Source organism: Algiphilus sp. (assembly GCF_965216485.1).
Taxonomy (GTDB): Bacteria; Pseudomonadota; Gammaproteobacteria; order Nevskiales; family Nevskiaceae; genus Algiphilus.
The window spans coordinates 50,560-72,056 of the sequence record NZ_OZ244162.1 but is presented as its reverse complement, the minus strand read 5'-3'; the positions used below and the strand labels follow the sequence as shown (position 1 = coordinate 72,056).

Annotated in this window: 26 protein-coding genes; 14 read left to right on the top strand and 12 right to left on the bottom strand. The window is 64.0% G+C overall.

Annotated elements, in window-relative coordinates:
• Nucleotides 1–8 precede the first annotated feature (8 nt).
• A complete protein-coding gene (locus ACOOFO_RS00315) occupies nt 9–425 on the top strand; it encodes a hypothetical protein (protein ID WP_420427699.1) in 417 nt (138 codons plus the stop codon).
• Between the two features lie 227 nt (nt 426–652).
• Nucleotides 653–1,027, top strand: a complete 375-nt coding sequence (locus ACOOFO_RS00310; protein ID WP_420427698.1) for a CoA-binding protein — start codon at nt 653–655, stop codon at nt 1,025–1,027.
• On the opposite strand, the gene arsB is transcribed toward ACOOFO_RS00310, so the two are convergent.
• Genes arsB through ACOOFO_RS00290 form a run of 4 tightly spaced genes read right to left on the bottom strand, consistent with a single transcriptional unit; the run spans nt 984 to nt 3,615 of the window.
• On the bottom strand, nt 984–2,045 hold the full coding sequence (arsB, locus tag ACOOFO_RS00305; RefSeq protein ID WP_420427697.1) for an ACR3 family arsenite efflux transporter: 1,062 nt from the start codon (nt 2,043–2,045) through the stop codon (nt 984–986). The genes ACOOFO_RS00310 and arsB overlap by 44 nt on opposite strands.
• On the bottom strand, nt 2,042–2,770 hold the full coding sequence (gene arsH, locus ACOOFO_RS00300) for an arsenical resistance protein ArsH (RefSeq protein WP_420427696.1): 729 nt from the start codon (nt 2,768–2,770) through the stop codon (nt 2,042–2,044). Before arsH ends, arsB begins: the two co-directional genes overlap by 4 nt.
• Nucleotides 2,771–2,794: 24 nt before the next feature.
• A complete protein-coding gene (locus ACOOFO_RS00295; RefSeq protein WP_420427695.1) occupies nt 2,795–3,295 on the bottom strand; it encodes an arsenate reductase ArsC in 501 nt (166 codons plus the stop codon).
• Nucleotides 3,280–3,615 (bottom strand): ArsR/SmtB family transcription factor, encoded by a 336-nt coding sequence (locus tag ACOOFO_RS00290; RefSeq protein WP_420427694.1) that lies wholly within the window; start codon nt 3,613–3,615, stop codon nt 3,280–3,282. Before ACOOFO_RS00290 ends, ACOOFO_RS00295 begins: the two co-directional genes overlap by 16 nt.
• A gap of 74 nt (nt 3,616–3,689) precedes the next feature.
• Here ACOOFO_RS00290 and ACOOFO_RS00285 point away from each other — a divergent pair, with 74 nt between their 5' ends.
• From ACOOFO_RS00285 to alkB, 5 genes are read left to right on the top strand one after another with little or no spacing between them, the layout of a single operon-like run.
• Nucleotides 3,690–4,406 carry an SOS response-associated peptidase gene (locus ACOOFO_RS00285; protein ID WP_420427693.1) on the top strand — a complete coding sequence of 239 codons (717 nt, stop codon included), beginning with the start codon at nt 3,690–3,692 and terminating at the stop codon, nt 4,404–4,406.
• A complete protein-coding gene (locus tag ACOOFO_RS00280) occupies nt 4,403–5,230 on the top strand; it encodes an SDR family NAD(P)-dependent oxidoreductase (RefSeq protein ID WP_420427692.1) in 828 nt (275 codons plus the stop codon). Before ACOOFO_RS00285 ends, ACOOFO_RS00280 begins: the two co-directional genes overlap by 4 nt.
• Nucleotides 5,231–5,238: 8 nt before the next feature.
• Nucleotides 5,239–5,820, top strand: a complete 582-nt coding sequence (locus ACOOFO_RS00275; RefSeq protein WP_420427691.1) for an MOSC domain-containing protein — start codon at nt 5,239–5,241, stop codon at nt 5,818–5,820.
• A gap of 2 nt (nt 5,821–5,822) precedes the next feature.
• On the top strand, nt 5,823–6,161 hold the full coding sequence (locus tag ACOOFO_RS00270; RefSeq protein ID WP_420427690.1) for a hypothetical protein: 339 nt from the start codon (nt 5,823–5,825) through the stop codon (nt 6,159–6,161).
• A complete protein-coding gene (alkB, locus tag ACOOFO_RS00265) occupies nt 6,158–6,799 on the top strand; it encodes a DNA oxidative demethylase AlkB (RefSeq protein WP_420427689.1) in 642 nt (213 codons plus the stop codon). Before ACOOFO_RS00270 ends, alkB begins: the two co-directional genes overlap by 4 nt.
• Here the strand turns inward: alkB and ACOOFO_RS00260 are convergent.
• From ACOOFO_RS00260 to ACOOFO_RS00250, 3 genes are all read right to left on the bottom strand, one after another.
• Nucleotides 6,796–7,389, bottom strand: coding sequence for a rhomboid family intramembrane serine protease (locus ACOOFO_RS00260; protein WP_420427688.1), 594 nt, complete (start codon nt 7,387–7,389; stop codon nt 6,796–6,798). The two genes, alkB and ACOOFO_RS00260, sit on opposite strands and share 4 nt — an antisense overlap.
• Nucleotides 7,390–7,512: 123 nt before the next feature.
• The gene (locus tag ACOOFO_RS00255; protein ID WP_420427687.1) at nt 7,513–8,658 is read right to left on the bottom strand and encodes an alanine--glyoxylate aminotransferase family protein; all 1,146 of its coding nucleotides are present in this window, start codon (nt 8,656–8,658) and stop codon (nt 7,513–7,515) included.
• 138 nt (nt 8,659–8,796) lie between these two features.
• Nucleotides 8,797–9,432 (bottom strand): peroxiredoxin, encoded by a 636-nt coding sequence (locus ACOOFO_RS00250; protein WP_420427686.1) that lies wholly within the window; start codon nt 9,430–9,432, stop codon nt 8,797–8,799.
• A 179-nt stretch (nt 9,433–9,611) separates the two neighbouring features.
• On the opposite strand from ACOOFO_RS00250, the gene ACOOFO_RS00245 reads away from it, so the two are divergent.
• Both ACOOFO_RS00245 and katG read left to right on the top strand, forming a co-directional pair.
• Nucleotides 9,612–10,142, top strand: coding sequence for a flavodoxin domain-containing protein (locus ACOOFO_RS00245; protein ID WP_420427685.1), 531 nt, complete (start codon nt 9,612–9,614; stop codon nt 10,140–10,142).
• A 463-nt stretch (nt 10,143–10,605) separates the two neighbouring features.
• The gene (katG, locus tag ACOOFO_RS00240) at nt 10,606–12,783 is read left to right on the top strand and encodes a catalase/peroxidase HPI (protein ID WP_420427684.1); all 2,178 of its coding nucleotides are present in this window, start codon (nt 10,606–10,608) and stop codon (nt 12,781–12,783) included.
• Between the two features lie 225 nt (nt 12,784–13,008).
• On the opposite strand, the gene ACOOFO_RS00235 is transcribed toward katG, so the two are convergent.
• A complete protein-coding gene (locus ACOOFO_RS00235; RefSeq protein ID WP_420427683.1) occupies nt 13,009–13,560 on the bottom strand; it encodes a fasciclin domain-containing protein in 552 nt (183 codons plus the stop codon).
• A 236-nt stretch (nt 13,561–13,796) separates the two neighbouring features.
• A complete protein-coding gene (locus ACOOFO_RS00230) occupies nt 13,797–15,362 on the bottom strand; it encodes a sensor histidine kinase (protein ID WP_420427682.1) in 1,566 nt (521 codons plus the stop codon).
• 249 nt (nt 15,363–15,611) lie between these two features.
• Here ACOOFO_RS00230 and ACOOFO_RS00225 point away from each other — a divergent pair, with 249 nt between their 5' ends.
• Together ACOOFO_RS00225 and ACOOFO_RS00220 are read left to right on the top strand one after the other, a co-directional pair.
• Entirely contained in the window at nt 15,612–16,490 is an 879-nt protein-coding gene (locus ACOOFO_RS00225; RefSeq protein ID WP_420427681.1) for a haloalkane dehalogenase, read from the top strand.
• Nucleotides 16,491–16,569: 79 nt separating this feature from the next.
• The gene (locus ACOOFO_RS00220; RefSeq protein WP_420427680.1) at nt 16,570–17,757 is read left to right on the top strand and encodes an OmpP1/FadL family transporter; all 1,188 of its coding nucleotides are present in this window, start codon (nt 16,570–16,572) and stop codon (nt 17,755–17,757) included.
• Between the two features lie 59 nt (nt 17,758–17,816).
• On the opposite strand, the gene ACOOFO_RS00215 is transcribed toward ACOOFO_RS00220, so the two are convergent.
• Nucleotides 17,817–18,260 (bottom strand): VOC family protein, encoded by a 444-nt coding sequence (locus ACOOFO_RS00215; protein WP_420427679.1) that lies wholly within the window; start codon nt 18,258–18,260, stop codon nt 17,817–17,819.
• Between the two features lie 177 nt (nt 18,261–18,437).
• Between ACOOFO_RS00215 and ACOOFO_RS00210 the strand changes: the two genes are divergently transcribed.
• The gene (locus ACOOFO_RS00210) at nt 18,438–18,824 is read left to right on the top strand and encodes a hypothetical protein (protein ID WP_420427678.1); all 387 of its coding nucleotides are present in this window, start codon (nt 18,438–18,440) and stop codon (nt 18,822–18,824) included.
• A gap of 49 nt (nt 18,825–18,873) precedes the next feature.
• Here ACOOFO_RS00210 and ACOOFO_RS00205 read toward each other — a convergent pair whose 3' ends face one another.
• Together ACOOFO_RS00205 and ACOOFO_RS00200 are read right to left on the bottom strand one after the other, a co-directional pair.
• Nucleotides 18,874–19,818, bottom strand: a complete 945-nt coding sequence (locus ACOOFO_RS00205; protein ID WP_420427677.1) for a CobW family GTP-binding protein — start codon at nt 19,816–19,818, stop codon at nt 18,874–18,876.
• 40 nt (nt 19,819–19,858) lie between these two features.
• Entirely contained in the window at nt 19,859–20,233 is a 375-nt protein-coding gene (locus tag ACOOFO_RS00200) for a winged helix-turn-helix transcriptional regulator (RefSeq protein WP_420427676.1), read from the bottom strand.
• A 106-nt stretch (nt 20,234–20,339) separates the two neighbouring features.
• Here ACOOFO_RS00200 and ACOOFO_RS00195 point away from each other — a divergent pair, with 106 nt between their 5' ends.
• Both ACOOFO_RS00195 and ACOOFO_RS00190 read left to right on the top strand, forming a co-directional pair.
• Nucleotides 20,340–20,954 (top strand): NAD(P)H-dependent oxidoreductase, encoded by a 615-nt coding sequence (locus tag ACOOFO_RS00195; protein ID WP_420427675.1) that lies wholly within the window; start codon nt 20,340–20,342, stop codon nt 20,952–20,954.
• Entirely contained in the window at nt 20,951–21,493 is a 543-nt protein-coding gene (locus tag ACOOFO_RS00190; RefSeq protein WP_420427674.1) for a redoxin domain-containing protein, read from the top strand. The genes ACOOFO_RS00195 and ACOOFO_RS00190 overlap by 4 nt, the downstream gene beginning before the upstream one ends.
• Nucleotides 21,494–21,497 lie beyond the last annotated feature (4 nt).

The window sequence follows — 21,497 nt, the reverse complement described above, 5'->3', positions numbered from 1 at the left end:
AGGAAGCTATGAGTGAACTGACCATCGGACCGGAAGGCATGCCCTACCTCCATTGGTTACGCGGGCGCGCCGCGATTGCCAAGTGGGAGTTGGATGCGGACGGACGCACCCTGAAGGATGAAGACGGCCCCATCGCCCAATGCGAGCGCAGCGAGGATGCGCGCTTCATCCTTGCAGTCTGCGATCTGGTGGCGCGTCATGAGGGCGCCGACTACGATGTCGTCGTGCAGGCCGAACCGCCCAGCCCCTCGCTCTGGTGCCGTGATGAAGTGGCGGATGGTACCGAAGACGAACGCCAGCTACGTGACGGACACGAGCAGCCCATCATCAAATTGCACGTTACGCATCCGCGCAGTGTGTACAACGAGGACTTCATTCTGGTCTCCCGCAACGATGTGGGCGATCCATCCGTGTCTGTCAGTTGACGGGTATGCACTTTTTTGGTGCAAGGCATGGTAAAACCAATCAAATGGTGGGTTGTTTCCGGAGCTGCTTCGCCGGCAACGCCACTTTTTGATGCGTGTGCACCTTAGCGGTGCATTTCCGGCTGGCGTGGAGCAAGAGATGCGAGGCGGCGTGTGAGTGTGAATCGTCACTTCCTCGAGGCAGATGCGGCCTTGCCGGTCTGCTTGCTGAGGCGCGTCGGATCGCCGTGCTGGGCGCTCGCGGAGACAGCCACCGCCAACGGCCGGCCTATTACGTGCCGCGCTATCTGCAGGAAGCGGGATATCGGCTGTTCCCGGTGCCGGTGCACGAGCCGCGGCCCATCGAGATACTCGGTGAACCCATCGTGCCCAGTCTGTCCGCGCTGCCACCGGTTGACATCGTCAATGTCTTCCGGCGCTCGGAGCAATTACCCGAGCACGAAGCGGATCTGTTACAGCTTCGGCCTCGCGCGGTCTGGTTCCAGCAGGGCATCGTCAACGACGCTGTTGCGGGCCGTCTCGCTGAAGCGGGGATCGATGTGGTGCAGGACCGCTGCATCATGGTGGAGCACCGTCGTCTGCTGCCCGGTGCCGCTCACTAGATGCGCCTGCATACCAGCGGCGTGACCGCGTGACGATTGCGACCAGGGCCAGCATCAGCGGGACCTCCACCAGCACACCCACCACAGTCGCCAGGGCTGCCCCACTGTCCAGACCGTAGAGGGCGATGGCCGTCGCAACGGCCAGTTCAAAGAAATTGCTGGCACCAATCAGGCAGCTGGGGCCCGCGATGTCATGACGCTCACCGACCGCACGATTGGCGAGGTAGGCAAGGCCGAAGGTGATGCTTCCCTGCAGCAGAATCGGCACTGCCAACAGCGCAATGATCAGCGGCTGGCTGAGTATCTGCGGCCCCTGAAAACCAAACAGCAGCACCAGGGTGGCGAGCAACGCCAGCGTTGAAAAGGGGGTGAGCTTCGACACCACGGTGTCGAAATGCGCTGTAGATCGCCGCAGCAAGGCGCCGCGCATGGCCTGGGCGACGAGCAAAGGCAACACGATGTAGAGCACGACCGACAGCCACAGCGTGCCCCACGGCACTGGCACATTGGTGACCCCAAGCAGCAGGGCAACCAGGGGCGCAAAGGCGATCAGCATGATGGCGTCGTTCAGAGCGACCTGTGTCAGCGTGAAATTCGCGTCACCGCCCACGAGGTGACTCCAGACAAAGACCATCGCCGTGCACGGAGCGGCAGCGAGTAGGATCAGCCCCGCGATGTAACCGTCGAGCTGTTCAGCCGGTAGCCACTGGTCGAATAAAACACGAATACACAGCCACGCCAGTGCCGCCATCAGAAAGGGCTTGATCGCCCAGTTCACCAATAATGTGATGGAAAAACCCCGCCAGTGGCCTCGAACGCCGGCCAGGCTGCTGAAATCGACCTTCATCAGCATGGGGATGATCATGGCCCAGATGAGCAGCCCCACGGGAAGATTGACCTGGGCGACCTCGAGGCGTCCCAGGGCCACAAAGGCGGTGGGAAAAGCCTCTCCGAGCATGGCGCCCGTCACCATGCATGCGGCCACCCACAGACTGAGCCAGCGCTCGAACCCGCTCATAGCCGCGCTCCGGCGGCAGCCGCCGCTGCCGAAGCGTGTTGTTCCACACGTTCGCTGTATCGATCCGTGAGGGTGTCCCGGTGCGGGCGAGTGAGGAGCGTGAAGCGCACCAGTTCCTCCATGACGTCGACGACGCGTTCGTAGTAGGCCGAGGGTTTCATGCGGCCCTGGCCGTCAAACTCCTGCCAGGCCTTGGCGACCGAGGACTGATTGGGGATGGTGATCATGCGCATCCACCGGCCCAGCAGACGCAAGGTGTTGACCGCATTGAAGGATTGCGAGCCGCCGCTCACCTGCATCACCGCCAGTGTGCGCCCCTGGGTGGGGCGACTGGCGCCCAGGCTGAGCGGAATGTGGTCGATCTGATTCTTGATCACCGCGGTGATGGCGCCGTGGCGTTCCGGGCTGCACCAGACATGGCCTTCCGACCACAGGGAAAGCGCGCGCAGTTCTTCCACCTCCGGGTGTTTGGCCGCGTCCGGCGCGTCCGCCTGGGGCAGCTGCGAGGGGTCGAATATGCGCGTCTCACAACCCATGTACTGCAGCAGGCGGGCCGCCTCTTCGGTGAGCAGGCGCGAGTAGGACTGCTTCCTCAACGAACCGTACAGCAGCAGAATGCGGGGCGGCTCGCCCTCGGGCAGGCCCAGAGCCTGGGCCGGGCGTGGCGGCAGCATGCGGGTGTCGAGCGCAGGCAGATGCGCCGGCTCGGGGAGGGTTCTCAACATGGCTTCGGGTGTTCTTGCGCGATGTCAGGCGGTGAGCGGCTGCGGAAGCCGGTTGTGCAGCTCGGCCACACGTTGGACAAAGTCGTCCCGATCCCAGTCGGCGTCCGGGATCGTCAGCAGCGCGTCGATGCGTGTTTGGAGTGCGTCGCGTACGGCCCGGAAACGCGCCCACCGTTCGTCGTCGCTGGCGCCGGCGGGCGGGTCCGGAAGCCCCCAATGCGCCCGCTGCGCTTTGCCGGGAAACAGCGGGCAGGCCTCACCGGCGGCCGCGTCGCAGACCGTCAGCACCAGATCCAGCGGCGGCGCATGCGCCCCGGTGAAGGCGTCCCAGGACTTGCTGTACAACCCGGCGGTGTCGATGCCCACCTCGGCAAGGCATTCCAGTGCCATGGGATGCGGTTCGGCCTTGGGGTGCGAGCCGGCGGAGTGCGCACGCACGCGTTCACCGCCCAGATGATTGATGACGGCTTCGGCCATGATGGAGCGCGCCGAGTTTCCGGTGCACAGGATCAGGACGTTGCGCATGAAGGCGGCTCCACGCAGGGATGAAGGGAGGTGCGGCTCTGCTCGCAGCAGTTCTCCATGAGATAGCCGACCAGGCTTTGCATGGCGTCGAAGTCCGCCGAATAGAACAACTGCCGACCGGATTGCCGCACTTTCGCCAAGCCTGCCGAACGTAGCGCTTTCAGATGAAAGGACAGCGCAGAGGGCGAGACGCCCAGCTCACGCTGCAACTCGCTGGGGCAGACCCCCTCCGGCCCGGCGCGCACCAGGCGGCGAAACACGGTCAGCCGTGTCGGCTGGGCCAGTGCGTTCAGGCATTCAACGGCGCTGTCGGTTTCCATATTTCAACTATACAATAAATATTGAACTAATTCCGGCGCTGACCTTGCCGGCGCGGCTGATGCAGAATCCGGGCATGTGTGGACGCTACGTTTCCCCGGAGCAGGCGGAGATCGAGCGCGCCTGGGCCATTGGCCGGCGCAACCCTGCGCCGTTTCAGCGCCGCTACAACACAACACCGGACGCGCTGGTACCCGTCCTGCGCGGGGAGGAGGACGGCACGCTGGCGCTGGATGCGGCACGTTGGGGCTTCGTACCGAACTGGTGGAAGGACGACCAACCACCGCGCAACACCATCAATGCGCGGGTCGAAACGGCGGCCGAAAAGCCCATGTGGCGCAGTGCGTTCCAGCGGGCGCGCTGTGTCCTTCCAGCCGTCGGCTGGTACGAATGGGCGCAGCCGAGCGGCGCGTCTACGGGCGGAAAACGGCCGCCCAAACAACCCTGGTTCTTTGCCGCCCGCGATGGCGCCTTGCTGGCATTCGCCGGCCTCTGGTCCCTCCGTCACGACGCGGATGGCGAAGCCACATTGACCGTCGCCATTCTGACCCGTCCCGCCGAAGGCCCCTCGGCCGAGATCCACGCGCGCATGCCGGTGGTGTTGCCGGCCGAGCTGCAGGCTCAGTGGCTGGATTCGGGCGTGCGCGATGCGCGCGCCCTCGCCGCCACGGTGGCCGAGCAATCCACAACCGAAGTGGCGCAGCGGCCGGTACGCCGGCTCGTGAACAATCCACGCAACGAAGGTCCCGAGCTCATTGAGCCCCTGTCCGAATCCGGAGATCCCGCGGCATGAAGGCAACCGACGACGCACCCGTCGTACTCATCACCGGCTGTTCCACCGGCATTGGTCGAGCCCTGGCCAAGCGCTTTCAGCAAGCCGGTTGCACCACCTGGGCGACAGCGCGCCGGCCCGACGCCATCGACGATCTGCCGGCCCTGGGTATCCACACCACCGTACTCGATGTCACCGATAGCGCGTCGATCAGCAGTGCCGTTCGCACGGTCGAATCGACGCATGGCCGCATCGATATTCTGGTCAACAATGCCGGCATTCCGGTCATGGGGCCGGTCGCCGAAGTGCCCCTCGACGACCTTCGCAAGCTTTGGGAAACCAATCTCACCGGAGCCGTGGCCATGGCGCAGGCCGTCATCCCCGGCATGGTCGAGCGCCGCACGGGGCATATCGTGAACGTGGGCAGCGTGTCGGGCATTTTGACCACGCCGTTCGCCGGCCCCTACTGCGCCAGCAAAGGCGCATTGCATCACCTCAATGACGCCATGCGCATGGAACTCAAACCCTTTGGCGTCTTCGTGCAGTTGGTGCAGCCGGGCGGCATCGCCTCCAATTTCGGCGCCAGCGCCAAGTCCCAGACCGCCAGGGACTGGAAGCTCTATGCCGCGTACAAGGCGGGCATTGAACGGCGGGCCGGGGCCTCCCAGGAAGGTTCGACGCCGACGGATACCTTCGCGCAATCCTTGGTTGCGGCGGTGCTGGCATCCAAGCCCAAGCCGATCGTGCGCATCGGCGCCGGCAGTGACCTGTTGCCCCGTCTTGCGAAGCTGCCCGTGCGGGTGAAGGATCGCCTGCTGTCGCGCCGCTTCGGGCTTGCCGATTAGGGCATCCCATGGCTAGCCTCGCACGCGAAGCCTATGGTCCGACCGGCGATCCGGCCCGGCACCTTTCTCTGCGCACGCTGCGCGAGCAATGGGAAAGCCTGCCGCAGCCTGAAACGGAGACGGGGCGGCTTCGCTTCATCTCACGCCGCCTGGCCGATGGCCAACGCGAGCGCTTGTCGGAGGCGCGGCTGCTCCTGGAGGATGGCCTCGAGGGTGACGGCTGGTCGCGGCGACCACCGCGCGACCCGGAGGCACAGCTGGCCGTCATGGCGTATCCGGTTGCCACGTTGATCGCCAACGGCCAACCCCTGACGGTATTCGGCGACAATCTTTTCGTCGATCTGGATATCACGATGGCGAACCTTCCCACTGGCAGTCGCCTGCGCGTCGGCGAGGCGGAGGTCGTCGTCACCCCGAAGCCACACACCGGCTGCGCCAAATTCCACCGACGCTTCGGAGACGATGCCCTGCGTTTCGTGCAGTGGTCCGGCTATCGAGCGCAGCGCCTGCGCGGCGTGTTCTGGCGGGTCGTCGCTTCCGGCGCGGTTTGGCAGGATGCACCCATCAGCGTGCTGCAACGCGAGGCCTGACCATGGCGAAGATCACGCTCTACTACAACGCGTACGGTCCGGACTGCCGCCGACAGGCTGCGCGCACGGAACGCCTGGACTGGCTCCAGCGCGTGAACCTGTCGATGGACGATTCACCGATCGGCGAAGTCCCCATCGGTGAGATCGTCGTCCTCGACGCGCGAAACCAGCGTGTGTACAGCGGCATCGACGCCACGCGCAAACTCTGCTTGCAGGTCCCTGCCTATTGGCTGGTGGGCTGGCTGCTCTTTCTGCCACCGCTGCGAGCATGGCTGGGTCGGAAGAAGCCTGGCTGCAACGGGGCGCAATGTGAGATCGGACCCACCGCGGAGCGCCATTGACCGCCGAGTTGTTCCCCGAGACCCGGCAATCGCACCGCATTGCACCGGGCGCGGTCCTGCTCGGTGGCTGGGCACAGTCCGAGGCACGCGCGTTGAAGGCGGGCGTGGATGCCGTCATCGCTTCTGCTCCCTGGCGGCATATGCGCACACCTGGCGGTCGCAGCATGTCCATGGCCAATAGCAATTGCGGCCCGCTCGGATGGGTGAGCGATACCGATGGCTACCGCTACCTGTGCGCCGACCCCGAAAGCGGCCGCGCCTGGCCCACCATGCCGGCGGCCTTTTGGCGCCTTGCGGTGGCCGCCGCCGAGGAAGCGGGATATCCCGGCTTTGCGCCGGATGCCTGTCTGCTGAATCGCTACGCGCCCGGCGCACGGCTTTCGCTGCATTGCGATCAGGACGAGCACAATGCCGCAGCACCCATTGTTTCGGTGTCCTTGGGTTTGCCCGCAATCTTTGTGTTCGGCGGGGCGCGCCGCAAGGATCCCTGCCAGCGCATTGCGCTAGAGCACGGTGATGTCGTGGTCTGGGGCGGGCCGACGCGCTTCAACTACCACGGCGTTCTTCCCGTGCCCGACGGGCATCATCCGCTGGTCGGTCGCTATCGCATCAATCTGACCTTTCGAAAGGTCTATTAAGCCCAGGGACCGGGTGGCGGACGCCGCGGTCGGCGCCACCGCTGCAGCAGAATGAAGGCACCGATCAAGCCGCCAAGATGCGCGAAATGCGCGACCCCGGACAAGGTGCCGGTGATGCCGGCAAACAGCTCGAAGGCGGCGAACACGGCCACGAAGACCGGCGCCCGCATCGGGATGGGAGGAATCAGGAGCATGATCTGGCGACGCGGGAACAGCACGGCGAAGGCCGCCAGCAGGCCGAACAAACCGCCGGATGCCCCCACCGTCGGGACTGGATCGCCAAAGCCCACGGCAACGATCTGGGTCACCGATGCCGTGAAGACGCTCACCGCGAACAGCTGCACGAAGCGGGCCGTGCCGAGCGCGGTCTCCACCTCTCGGCCGAACATCCAGATCCCGAAGCAGTTCACGAAGAGATGGAACATGCCGCCGTGCAGGAAGGCACTGGTGACGACCTGCCAGGGCTGGAAGCCCGCACCCAGCGGCCACAGCGCAAAGTCGCGAAGCAGGCCGTCCGGGCTCTGCAGTTGCAGCCCGAAGACGCCGATGCAGAGGGCGAGAATGATGTAGGTGGCCGATTCGGATCGCATAGCGTCTCAGTTCAGGCGAGGGTCGCCATGGACAGGTCACTGCCCACGACGTTCCCTCACACTGCCATGTGCGACGAGCAAGTGGGCGGGATGTCGAGGCATGCCACTCGCACGCGGGCGAATTCAGTCGGCCTCGATGGCAGTGACCACGCGATCCACGCCCGCTGAAAAACGTTCGATGGTGGCATCGACATCGTAGAGCTTGTCGAGGCCGAACAGCCCAACACGGAAAGTGAGGAACGCCTCGGGCTCGCCACACATCAGCGGCACACCCTTGGCAATCTGGAGGCCCTGTTCGGCAAAGCACTTGCCGCTATGGATATCCGGATTGCTGGTGTGGAAGACCACCACGCCCGGCGCCTCGAAGCCCGGCGCGGCCACACTCTTGAAGCCGCGTTCGCGCAGCGTGGCGCGGACGCCGTTGCCGAGCTTGAGCAGGGCGCTGCGCGCTTTCTCCAAGCCAAAATCGCGCGTTTCGCGCATCGCTTCGTGCAGGTGCACCAGGCCGTCGGTGGGCAGAGTGGCGTGATAGGCGTGGCCACCGCCTTCATAGGCGCGCATGATGTTGAGCCACTGCTTGAGGTCGCAGGCAAAACTCGAACTGCGCGTGTGCTCAATGCGCTGAGTCGCCTCGGCGCCGAGCATCACTAGTGCGGCGCAGGGCGTGGCACTCCAGGTCTTCTGTGGCGCGCTGATGAGGATATTCACCCCCAATGCGGCCATGTCGATCCAGAGCGCACCGGAGGCGACGCAATCGAGGACAAACAGGCCCCCAGCCTCGTGCGTGGCCTCGGCGAGCGTGCGGATGTAGTCGTCCGGCAGCAGCAATCCGGCCGAGGTTTCCACATGTGGGGCGAAGACCATCTCGGGTTGATGCGCGCGAATGGCTTCAACCACCTCTTCGATGGCCGGAGGCGACCAGGCCGCATCCGCCGCGCCCGAATCCGGCTCGGCTTGCAGGACGGTCGTTTCCGCGGCGATGCCACCTGCGTCCAGAATCTGCGACCAGCGATAGCTGAACCACCCGTTGCGCACGACTAGGCAGCGCTTGCCGGTGGCGAACTGGCGGGCCACGGCTTCCATTCCCATCGTGCCGCCACCGGGAACGATGACAGCCGACTCCGCCGCGTAGCTGTGACGCAGCATGTCGGACAGGTCGCGCATGACGCGCTGGAAGCGCGCCGACATGTGATTCAGCGAGCGGTCGGTGAATACCACCGAGAACTCATGCAGCCCGTCGGGATCGGGATGCGGACGTGTCGTGGTCAACGCGTGTCTCCTGAAGCTACGGCTTTTCACGCATGATGCGAGCAGCCGGGGGTGAGCGCCAGCCGTGCACCGGCGGATGTCCAGGCCGGCAACGCGGTGCCGGCCTGTCCATCTTGCACCCCTTGCAGGACGCCTGCTCTACCGGTTGGGCTGCTTGGTGACGCGCAGGTAGGGCTTGATCGTCTTCCAGCCGTCGGGGAAGTGCGCCTTTGCCTCTTCGTCCGACAGGGTCGGAACGATGATGACGTCGTCGCCATCGCGCCAGTTCACCGGAGTCGCCACCTTGTAGCCGTCCGTCAGCTGGATCGAATCGATAACGCGAAGAATCTCTTCGAAGTTGCGACCGGCGCTCTTGGGGTAGGTCAGCGTCATGCGGACCTTCTTGTTCGGGTCGATCAGAAAGACCGAACGCACCGTGGAGGCGTCGCCTTCGCCGGGGTGCAGCATGTCGTAGAGTTGAGAAACCTGACGATGCTCATCGGCGATGATCGGGAAGTTCACGGTGCACTGCTGGGTCTCCTCGATGTCCTTGGACCAGCCCTTGTGGTCCTCCACCGAATCGACCGATACCGCAATGACCTTCGTGTTGCGCTTGTCGAACTCGTGCTTCAGCTTCGCCGTTTCGCCCAGCTCGGTGGTGCATACCGGCGTGTAGTCGGCCGGGTGGGAGAACAGCACACCCCAGGCATCGCCCAGCCAGTCGTGAAAGCGGATGCGGCCTTCCGTGGTGTCGGCTTCAAAATCCGGTGCGGTATCACCTAGTCGTAGTGCCATGATGTCCTCCTGTCGTTAGGGGAAGGCATTCATAACGCACTGAGCGGGTGCGGGTAAACGCTCATAACCAAGCCGTCTTTCTTAGTGCGTATTGGCGCGGCTTCAGGCCTTGATGTCCGTCACGGACGGGCTGGAAAAGCTGCTCCACACTGCCCCTCCTCGCCACAAGGATTTTCCTCATGCCCACGGCGCGCATTGTCTATGCCTCGACGCACGGCCAGACGGAGAAGATGGCCGGCTACATGGCCGGTCATCTACGGGCGCAGGGTGTGGACGCGAAAGCGCTCGATGTCCAGGCCGCGGCGCTGTCCGAGCAATGGATGCCGAGCGACCTGCTTATCATTGGCGGCTCGGTGTACGTGCGGCGCTTTCAGCGCGTCCTTGATGCCTTCATCCGGCAGCACCACGCTGCACTCAACGCGCATCCCAATGCTGTCTTCTTTTCGGTCAGCGCTTCTGCCGCCAACGCGCACGGGCGGGACGCCGTATCGGCACTGGTCGACGCCTATCTGGCATCGGTGGACTGGCAGCCCCGGGCGCGTGCGCACTTCGCCGGCGCGGTGAAGTATCCGCGCTACGGCCGTTTCACCCGGTGGATCATGAAGCGCATCTCGCGCAAGGAAGGTGGCGGCGTAGATACCCGCTTCACATACGAGTACACGGATTGGGATGCGGTGGACGCGCTGCTGAGTCAAAACATGCCGCATTGATCGCGGTGGTGTCGGTAGGTAATGCAGGCACTGAGGCCGCGCCTCCCGTAGAGCGACACGCCTGCGTGCCACTTCCTTCGCCTTTCCTACAGCCATTTGGGAGTGCGCGCATGTTCGGCATCGCCAACCCAGGTTGCGCGCTGGCTCCCGCATCGCACCCTAGACACGCCAGCGCGTGCTGTGTCTTAGTGCTTGGCTCGAGAGTGCCAAAAATGCGGCAAACGCAAGCCTCGCGGCCATCTCGATAGGCAGCGCCGATCATTTTCTATGAGGGTCTAAACAAATATCTATTGGCAACCGAAAGGCGCAGGGGTGACTTTAGATGGGCACGAAGGCTCAGGAGCGGCATCGCTTGCGGCGTGATCGCATCTGCTCGCCTTCCGTGCCGTGTCTATAACCACAGGAGTCGATTCACATGCGTACAACAGGCGTCCGTTCATTGGGTGCAGCTGCAGCTGTGTCCATGCTCGCGCTCTCAGCGCAGGCCTTTGCCGGAGGAGAAGCAAAGCCGAATTCATTCTGGTGGCCGGAGCAGCTCAACCTCCAGCCCCTGCGGGACCACGCCCCGCAATCCAATCCCTACGGCGAGGACTTCGACTATGACGAAGCCTTCGCCAAGCTCGACCTGGATGCCGTCAAGGCCGACCTCAAGGAGGTCATGAAGACCTCGCAGGATTGGTGGCCCGCCGACTGGGGGCACTACGGGCCGCTCTTCATTCGCATGGCCTGGCACAGTGCAGGCACCTATCGCACCTCGGATGGTCGCGGCGGCGCGGGTGGCGGCCAAATGCGCTTCGACCCGCTCAACAGCTGGCCTGACAACGCCAACCTCGACAAGGCCCGTCGCCTGCTGTGGCCTATCAAGCAGAAGTATGGCCGCAATATTTCCTGGGCCGACCTGATGGTGCTCGCCGGCACGGTGGCCATGGAAGACATGGGTTTCAAGACCTTCGGCTTTGCCGGTGGCCGCGCGGATGATTGGGAACCGGAAATCGTCAACTGGGGCCCGGAAACCGAGATGCTCGGCCGTGATCGCCACGACGCCGAAGGCAACCTCAAGGAAGGTCTGGGCGCCACGCAGATGGGCCTGATCTATGTGAACCCGGAAGGGCCCGGCGGCAATCCGGACCCGCTGGCCTCCGCCAAGCAAATCCGCCAGAGCTTTGGGCGCATGGCGATGAACGACGAGGAAACCGTCGCGCTCATTGCCGGCGGCCATACCTTCGGCAAGGTGCACGGCGCCCACAAGCCCGAAGAGTGCGTCGGTCCAGAACCTGCCGCGGCTGATATTGAAGAACAGGGTCTGGGCTGGAAGAACAAGTGCGGCAAGGGCAACGCGGAAGATACCGTGACCAGCGGCCTGGAAGGTGCCTGGACGCAGGCCCCCACGCAGTGGACCCATCTCTACCTGAGCAACCTGTTCAACCACGAATGGGTGCAGACGCGCAGCCCGGCCGGCGCCATTCAATGGGTGGCCAAGGACGGCGCACTGGACGGCACCGTGCCCGACGCCCACGTCGAGGGCAAGCGCAACGCGCCCATCATGCTCACCACAGACCTGGCGCTGAAGAAGGACCCGGCCTATCGCGAAGTCTCCAAGCGCTTTCTCGAAAACCCGAAGGAATTCGAGGATGCCTTCGCCCGCGCCTGGTTCAAGCTGACCCATCGCGACATGGGGCCGCGCGCCCGCTACATCGGCAATAACGTGCCGGACGAGATGCTGATCTGGCAGGACCCACTGCCCGAGGCGGACGGCAAGCCGATCAGCGACAAGGACGTGCAGCGGTTGAAGCAGGCCATTCTGGATTCCGACCTCACCGTGCCGGAACTGGTGCGCACGGCGTGGGCCTCGGCGGCTAGCTACCGTGGCACCGACATGCGCGGGGGCGCCAACGGCGCACGCTTGCGCCTGGAGCCGCAGAAGAGCTGGCCGGTGAACGACCCGGACGCGCTGTCAAAGGTGCTGGCTACCCTCGAATCAGTGCGTGCGGACTTCAATGAAGGGCTGCGTGGCGGCAAGCAGGTGTCGTTGGCCGACACCATTGTCATCGGTGGCGCCGCGGCGGTGGAGAAGGCGGCGCGTGATGCCGGCTACAAGGTCGAAGTGCCGGTTGCTCCTGGTCGTGTCGACGCGACGGCCGAGCAGACCGATGCCGAATCCTTCGAACCGCTCGAACCGAAGGCCGATGGCTTCCGCAACTACTACGGCGAAGGCAGCATGCTGCGCTCTCCCGCCGAAGAGCTGGTGGAGCGCGCGGACCTGCTGACCCTCACCGTGCCGGAGATGACGGTGCTGGTCGGAGGCATGCGGGTACTCGACGCCAACACCGGCGGTGCGGCCCACGGGGTATTCACCGACAAGCCGGGCACGCTCAGCAACGACTTCTTCGTCAACCTGCTCAGTATGTCTACCGAGTGGAGCAAGTCGGATGAGGCCGAAGGGATCTACGTTGGGCGTGACCGCGCCTCGGGTGAGATGAAGTGGACGGCGACGCCGGTCGATCTCATCTTCGGCTCGAACTCCGAACTGCGCGCGGTGGCGGAGGTCTACGCCGCCAACGACGGCAAGGAGAAGTTCGTGCGTGACTTTGTCGACGCCTGGGTCAAGGTGATGCGCCTGGACCGCTTCGACCTAAGCTAAGCGCGGATTCCTGCAGCCTGGTCGCCGGCGCAGCGTCGGCGTCAAGGCAATACGGCTGCAAGAAGGGGCGGTGCCGGTGCGGCACCGCCCCATTTTTTTGCATTGCCAATGGCCGCACGCGGCGGGCATGATGTTTATGCCGTCCTGGTATAGCGGGCAAAAAAAAAGCCGGGACTAGCCCGGCTCAAGAACACCACCACAAGCGAAAACAAAAGTCATTCCGGTCTAGGGCATCAGTACGGTGTCGATGACGTGTACGACGCCATTCTTGGCCTTTAGATCCGTGGCGGTCACGGTGGCCGTCTGACCTTGGCCGTCGGTAATGACGACGTTGCCGTCATCCAGCGATACCGTCAGCGAGCCGCCGGCCACGGTTTCGACCATCGCTTCACCGTCACCCTTTTCAATGGCCGCGAGGACGTCCTTGGCCTTCAGCTTGCCGGCGACCACGTGATAGGTCAGCACGCCCTGCAGCTTCTCCTGGTTGGCAGGTTCAAGCAGCGAGGCCACCGTGCCTTCTGGCAGAGCATTGAAGGCCGCGTTCGTCGGTGCGAACACGGTGAAGGGGCCTTCACCCTGCAGAGTGTCCACCAGCTCGGCGGCCTTCACGGCGGTCACCAGCGTACTGTGCGCCTCGGACGCCATGGCCACCGCAACCACGGATGCAGGCTTGTCGCCATAGCCTCCGGCCATCTTCTTCTCTTCATGATGGCCGGCGTGGGCTGCCGTCGAAACAGCCAGCAGGGCGGGTACTGCCCAACGCGATACTGCGATCATCTGGTACCTCCTCAATGCGAGTGCGCCCCATATGGGGAGCGCTGAGGCTAGCGATATCTGCGACCAATATTCGCTATGTCATGGACCTGTTCAACCAAACTTTCTCTTTGTCATAAGACGGTCAAAGATCGACAAGCAGAAGACACAGGCCGATGCCAGGCCAGCCGCAGTCTGACGAGCACCATCCGGCGCCAGGCGTGGCGCCATTCATAGCGTGTCAAGTGCGATGGGGTGGCTTAGAGTGAATCGTCCGGAGCCATCGGGAAGCTGGCGTGCAATACCGTACCCACGCCGGCCGTGCTTTCGGCATGAATGTCACCGCCATGCGCCTGGACGATGGCCTTGGCGACGGCAAGCCCAAGGCCCATGCCGCCACCGCTGCTTTCGTCTTCGCTGGTCCCGCGGAAGAAGCGATCGAAGATGTGCGGCAGGTCCTGTGGATCAATGCCCGGACCGCGGTCCTCCACGCGTAGATGCCAGTGATCGTCCACTTGCGTCCAGCGCACCTGAATGGTGCTGCCCGTTGGGCTGTAGCGCAAAGCGTTATCCAGCAGGATCATCAGCAACTGGCGGACGCGGTCGGGGTCGGCTGACAAGTGCCCTCCTGCATTGTCCATCGTGCACTGCAAGCCGACGCCCCGTGGTTCCGCCTTGTGGCGCATCGCCTGAAAGACGTCTTCACACAGTTGCCCTGGGTCCACCGTGCGGCGGCTCAGGCGGATGGTGCGTGCGTCCGAGCGCGCCACGAAGAGCATGTCGTCGACCAGCCGGCTCAGGCCGACTGCCTGATCCAGGATGGCGTCCAGCGCTTCGCGGTACTCGTCTTCGCTGCGGTTGGTGCCACGCAGTGCCACCTGCGCCTCGCCACGGATCACGGTCAGAGGGGTGCGCAATTCATGGCTCACATCGGCGAAGAAATGCCGCCGCGCCGCATCTGAACGCTGCAATGTGGCATTGGCTTCCTGCAAGGCAGCGGTGCGTTCCTCGACAGCGGCCTCCAGTTCCCGCCGGGTCTCCTCGCGGCTCGCTTCCTTCTCCGACAGTTGGTCTGCCATCGAATTGAAGGCGACCGCCATTTCCTCGAATTCCGCGTCGAAGCCGCGCGGTACGCGGTGATGCAGCTCGCCGCGCCCGAGGGCGCGGGCGGCCTCGTACAGGGAGGCGAGGGGGCGGGCGATGCCGCGCTCGAGAAGGCGATTGGCCGCAAAGGCGCCCACCAGAGCGAGGATCAGTAATGCGGTCGACACTCCCACCAGTTGGGTATGCACCGCACCGATCTGATGATCCATGCGCGTCACCACGCCTTGCTGTCGTTCCAAGGCGGTGTTGACGGCGTCGCGGAAGCTGATATCGATCTGATCTTCGAGAATGCCGCTGACCCGGCTGGCGCGTTCTTCTCCCGGTGGCAGTGCGTGCAGCGCTTCGAAATTCTCGGCGATGTTGGCGATCAGTGCTTCCAGCTCGTCCGTGTCTTCCACGGCACCAGGCACTGGCCCCAGCTCATCCCGCTGCTTCAATTCCAGATAGCGGATGCGCGCCAAGGATTCATCGATCGCGGCCTGCTTGTTGCGGGCCACCGCCTGGTTGGCCAGCGTGCCCAGCAGCACTTCATCCGTGAGCTGCTTGAACAGGCGATAGGAACGCACGGAGAGTTGCAAATGCTCCGCCAGCAGGCTGTTGGCGGTCTTGGCTTGCCGCAGGTGGTGCTGTGTGGCGACGACGGACCAGATCGCCAGTGCCGCCGCACTGGCAACCACGGCGGCGCCGAGCCATGCAACCCATCGGATCTTTCTACGGTACACGCCGCGGTCGAGCTTGGGGGGGGAGCGCTACTGTAGCGCTCTGCGCCGCCCCGGGGAATGCGGGCATCGGTGTGATCGCGAAGATGGCGCTACGGGCCACGCGTATCGATGCGATGTTCGCCCCTGTCATTCGGAAGGGGTGTGGGCGGGCGCCAGCGGGCATGCTCGGTGCACCCAAAGCGTGCATGGCGTCATCAAGAGTGGCTGAAGTCGTCCCGGCATGCACGCACCATCGGAGGAGAAAGAAGCATGCCGTCCGACCTGCCTTTGAAGCAGCGCGTGACCGTCAATGGCCTATCCATGGCCTATGTGGAGCAGGGGAGGGGGCTGCCGATCTGGTTGCAGCATGGCAACCCCACCTCGTCGTACCTGTGGCGCAACATCCTTCCCCATCTGTCGGACTCTGGCCGCTGCATCGCGCCGGATCTGATCGGCATGGGCGATTCGGACAAGCGTCCTGGTGCGGAACCAGGCCGCTATCGCTTCGTGGAGCACCGTGCGTTCGTCGATGCCTTTGTCGATGCAGTGCTGCCAGAGGAACCCGTCATCCTGGTGCTGCACGATTGGGGCTCCGCCCTGGGCTTCGATTGGGCGCGACGCCACGCGGACCGCGTGCGCGGCATCGTGTACATGGAAGCCATCGTCAAGCCGCTGAGCTGGGAGGAATGGCCGCAAGCCTTCCGCGAGACCTTTCAGGCCCTGCGCGGGCCGCAGGGCGAGCACATGATCCTCGACCAGAACGTCTTCATCGAGGACATTCTTCCGGCGGCGATCCTGCGAGACCTCAGCGAGGCGGAAATGGCGGCCTATCGTCAGCCCTTCGCGCAGCCTGGAGAAGACCGTCGTCCCACCCTGACATGGCCGCGCGAGTTGCCCATCGCGGGCGAGCCGGCCGATGTGGTGGACCTGGTCGAGCAATACGGGGAATGGCTGTCGACGAGCCCGGTACCGAAGCTATTCATCAATGCCGAGCCGGGCGCCATCGTGACCGGCGCCGCCCGTGACTTCTGCCGCGGTTGGCCGAATCAGGAAGAGATCACTGTGCCCGGCGTGCACTTCGTGCAGGAAGACGCCCCGGACGCCATCGGCGAGGCCATTGCGCACTGGATCGCGCGGCTGCCCGGCTAGCGTCTTGCCGTCGCACACATCCACCCCACCACATCCCGCGGCTGGACACGCTCCGCCGCCCAAGATCGGGAGAACACCTGTGACGCGTCGATTTGCCCGAAACCTCGGCAAACTCTCCATCGGCCTGCTGGCGCTGGCTGCGTCCACGGCGCAGGCATCGCTCATTCTGTCGCCGCATACCGCCACCCGGGACGGTGACCTGGCCGGTGCCGCCGGTGCGTCGCCCTACGATGCCGGTAGCGCTTCGCTCACCAACCCGGCCGGGGTGGTCGGGCCGCTCAGCGAGCAGATCGTGGGTGCCGTCGCCGCCGTGAGTTTCACCGCCAAGTACCGCGACCGACGACGCGACTTCAACCAGATCAGCAATCAGACCCCTGTCTTCATGAATTTTTGGTACGGCCTCGGTGCACCCGCGGGCTGGCACATGGGCGTGGGCGTCTATGGCTCCGTGGGAAGCGCCTTTGACTTTGCCGCCGACGGCGGTCAGGAAACCCCCTTCCTCGGGAAACTTGCGCTGGTCAATGTCGGCTTTCTGGCTGGACGGGAATTGAGTTCCAAGCTGCGCGTGGGCGTGCAGGTGGCCCCGAACTACGTGCAGCAGAGCGTGCAACTGCCGACGCCACTGGGGCCGGTGGACTTCGACGGCATCAATGGCATCGGCATCGACGGCGCTGTGGGCCTGGTCTATGACGCCACCGAGCGCCTGTCGCTGGGGTTGAGCTACCGCACGCGCGGCTTCTCGCGCTTGTCCGGCAATGGCAGCGTCGGTGAGGTCGACCAGAAGCTGGAGCTGGAGCTCTACACGCCGCAGAGCGTCACTGCAGCTTTTGACTATGAGGCACTCCCGGGGCTTCATCTTCTGGCACAGACCAAATGGACGCGCTACGAGGACTTCGAGTCGGGGCGCTTCAATTTCAGCGACAGCAACGCGCTGGATCAGCCCTATATCGCGGATGCGACCAACCGCTTCCGTCACTGGGTGGCGCTGGAGTACACCGGTCTGAGCAACCGGGTGCTGCGCATTGGCTTCACGCAGGAACCCTGGATGATCGAGGGCGAGGCCATGCGCCCCACGCTCTTCGACACGGCGGACGCCATGCTCATGATCGGCTACGAAACCCAGCACGAGAAGTACAACATCGGCTTCACCTGGGGCTACGCCGCGGGCCGGCATCGGGAGATTGCACCGGAACGCAACCCCAACTTCGCCGGCAATTATCACAACGAAATCCGTACCGGATTTGCCGTGCATTTCACCTGGAAATAGCGCGGCGCAGGAGCCGGGTACGTGGTGCTGCCGGCGATACCGCCGGCAGCACCCCTTATTCACCAGCTACCGGTATTCGGCATCGACGCCCACGGCTCCTGCGGCGGCAGGGCTTCGCCCTTCTGCAACAGTTCAATGGAGATGCCGTCCGGTGTACGCACGAAGGCCATGTGGCCATCGCGCGGCGGACGGTTGATGGTCACGCCCAGGTTGTTCTGCAGGTGTGCACACAGCGCGTAGATGTCGTCCACGCGGTAGGCCAGATGTCCGAAATTGCGGCCGCCGGTGTATTCCTCCGGGTCCCAGTTGTAGGTCAGCTCGATGAGGGGCGACTTGTTCTGCTTCGCCTTCTCCACGTCGTCCTTGGCCGCCAGAAAGACCAACGTGAAGCGCCCCTTCTCGCTGTCCATGCGGTTGGTCTCGACCATGTTCAGACCTTCGGTGAAGAATTGCAGCGTGGCGTCCAGATCGGCCACGCGCAGCATTGTGTGCAGGTATTCCATGCTTGCCTCCTGATCAGTGGCGCTACTGTGCCAGCCTCGCGCCGGGTGGTGGGCACAGCCCTGATCTGTCCAACCCGGGCTGTGCCGGGCGAGGCATTACCTGCCGCGTAATTGCCGCCACGACCTCGGCTGACGCCTACTGGGCACACTCCCTAATTCCAAGGTGCGCTCATGTCCATGCATGCTCTTCTTGCCATCGCCGGCGCCGCGATCTTTCTGATTGCGGCTGTCACCATGGCCTTCAAGCCATCCGATGCCACGCATCGCAGTTGGGGCATGCCGGCACTGTTCGCCATCGCGTTCCTGGTCTTTTCCCTGGTCACGGTTGCGCGCGAAGGTCCCTTCGGCTTTTGGGAGGATCACGTCGCCGGCTTCTGGGGCAACCAGATCTGGTTCGATCTGCTGCTCGCCATCGGAACGGCCTGGTATCTGCTGGTGCCGCGCATGCGCAGGCTCGGCATGCAGCCGCTGCCTTGGTTGGTCCTCATCGGCTGCACGGGTAGTATCGGGTTGCTCGCCACCGTGGCCAGGTACGCATACTTGGAGACGCGCTCAGCCAACTAGATACGTCTGTCCTGTGGCGCAAGCCGAATTTGGGCGCTTTGACGTTCGCTTATCGCGAAGCGGCGGCGCGGAGCATCCGCTGTTCCAGTTCGGCCTTATGGACTTGACTGCCGCCAATCACTTGTAGCCGGTTGGTCGGCGCATGTGGCTCGGGGGCAATATTGATTTCACCGTTGGTCCCATCCACGCGCAATGGGCCGTTAGTGCCCTGCACGCTGCCTTTGACGCGTTCGCAGTTCAGTGCCTGCAACACGCTGCGCAGTGTGTCGGCGTCAAAGCTGGCATCTGGGGCAAAGGCCAGGTCGTGGACCTGCGGCCCTGACTCATGATCGTGGTCGTGGCTGTGCCCGTGGTGGTGATCGTGACGGGCCGCCGCCTCCCGGCTGCCCGCCGGCGCGTCCAGCCAGGCCGTGTCGAAGCGACCGCCCGCGGCGGGCACGATGCCGCAGGCAAGAAAGGACTGTTCCGCGCATAGCCCATCGAAGGCGGCGCGATCCTCCGGCGTCCACAGATCGGCCTTGCTGCCGAGCAGTACATCCGCGCTCTGCTTCTGCTGGTCCCACAACGGCGAGTCCAGAAACTTCTGTTCGGACAGGCGCCGGGCATCCAGCAGGCAGATCGTCGCGCGCGGCGACAGCACCTCGCGGTAGTTTTCCCCCTGAAAGAACTGCAGCAGCTCCATCGGATGCCCCAATCCGGTTGGCTCCACCAGCAACCGATGCGGCTGTGCCTCGCGCAGCAGGCGGTTGAGTTCCACCTGCAGCATCAGCGCCGCCGAGCACCCCATGCATCCGCCCGCAACTTCGCGCAGGTAGACGCCCTCGCGCGCCAGCCGCGCGCCGTCCACGCCGGTCTCGCTGAACTCGTTCACCAGCACGGCCCAGCGCTGGTCACGTGGCCGCTGCTCCAGCAGGTGATCGATGAGCGTCGTCTTGCCGGCACCCAGCAGGCCAGTGACCAGGGTGACGGGGATATTGCTGAGACGGTTTTTCAAGGTGAAAGGAGTGCGCGTGTGGGAGTGCGGTGCTATTGCATCACGATTGCGCTTGCAGTCCCGCCGGCAGTGTTTCACTCCATTGCCGCAAGGCGTCAAGGACGTGCAGCGCGCTGCGCCCGACGTCCGTGATTTCGTACTGTACCGATACCGGCGCCGTCGGCATCACGTGACGTGTGACCAGCCCCTGGGCCACCAGCGCACGCAAGCGGTCGGTCAGCATCTTCTTGCTGGCACCGCCGATCATTCGCGAGAGCTCGTTGAAGCGCACCGGCCCGTCCTTGAGATGCCAGAGGATGGAGCCGGTCCATTTACCGCCGATGATCCGCATCCCGCGTTCTATCGGACAGGGCTCCATGCAGGTCTCGGTTCCCACGTTCTGACCGCGTGCATGCGGCTGGGCTTGTGTATTCATGTGACTAGGTTACAAAAAATTAACTGGTTGTCTTTGGTGCGTTTCTACTCTAGCTTCATCCGCCGTATCCATCCCGTCAAGCCAGCGGCGTTTTCAGGAGCATTGCATGCCCAAGATCTTCATCATCAACGGCCATCAGGCGTTTCCCTTCGCCCCAGGGGCGCTCAACGCCAGTTTTGTCCGGCGCGCCTCGGAAATACTGGAGAGCCAAGGCCATGAACTGCGTGTGACACGTACGGCCGAGGAGTACGACGTCGACACCGAAGTCGCCAATCACATGTGGGCGGACGTCATCTTCATGCAGTTTCCCGTCAACTGGATGGGGGTTCCCTGGTCCTTCAAGCGCTATATGGACGCGGTCTACACGGCAGGCATGGACGGCCGGCTATCCAATGGGGACGGCAGAAGCTCCGCGCACCCCAAAGCGAACTACGGCATGGGCGGAACCCTCACAGATACCCGCTACATGCTGTCCGTCACCCTCAATGCGCCCGCCGAAGCCTTCAATGATCCGGGTGAGCCCTTCTTCGGAGGCGCTGACGTGGATACCTTGCTCTATCCCATGCATCTCAATATGAAGTTCTTCGGTGCACAGGCTTTGCCGACCTTTTCCGCGCACGACGTGATGAAGGCGCCAGAAGCCGAGAAGGACCTGGAGCGGTTTGCATCGCACCTGGTGGCCCACATCCCAGCCATGCAAGAAGCAGGAGCCATGTCATGAGCAGTCCAAAGCTCGAAGCCGGGCACCCCTTTCCAAAGATCGTGGTGACCGGCGCCGACGGCGCGCAGCGCGACCTTTCTCAGCCCACGGGCGGCCATGATTGGATGATGGTTGTCGTCTACCGTGGCCGGCATTGCCCGATGTGCACGCGCTACCTCAACGAGCTGGAGACCTATCGCGCCGCACTCGGCGACATCGGCGTGGACGTGGCAGCCGTTTCCGCAGACAGCGCCGAGCAGCTAGCCGAGCACATGACGCAGCTCAGCGTGGAATTCCCGCTGTACCACGGCCTGAGCATCTCCCAGATGCAGCAGCTTGGTCTGTACGTGTCGGACCCGCGTTCGCCCAGTGAAACCGACCACCCCTTTGCGGAGCCTGGGCTGTTCGTCATCAATGCCGACGGTGCGCTTCACGTGGTCGATCTGTCCAACAACCCCTTCGTACGGCCCGCACTCAAGACGCTGGTGTCGGGGCTTAAGTGGATTCGCGACCCCGCCAACAACTATCCCGTGCGCGGTACACGCAGCTACGTCGCCTAATCCC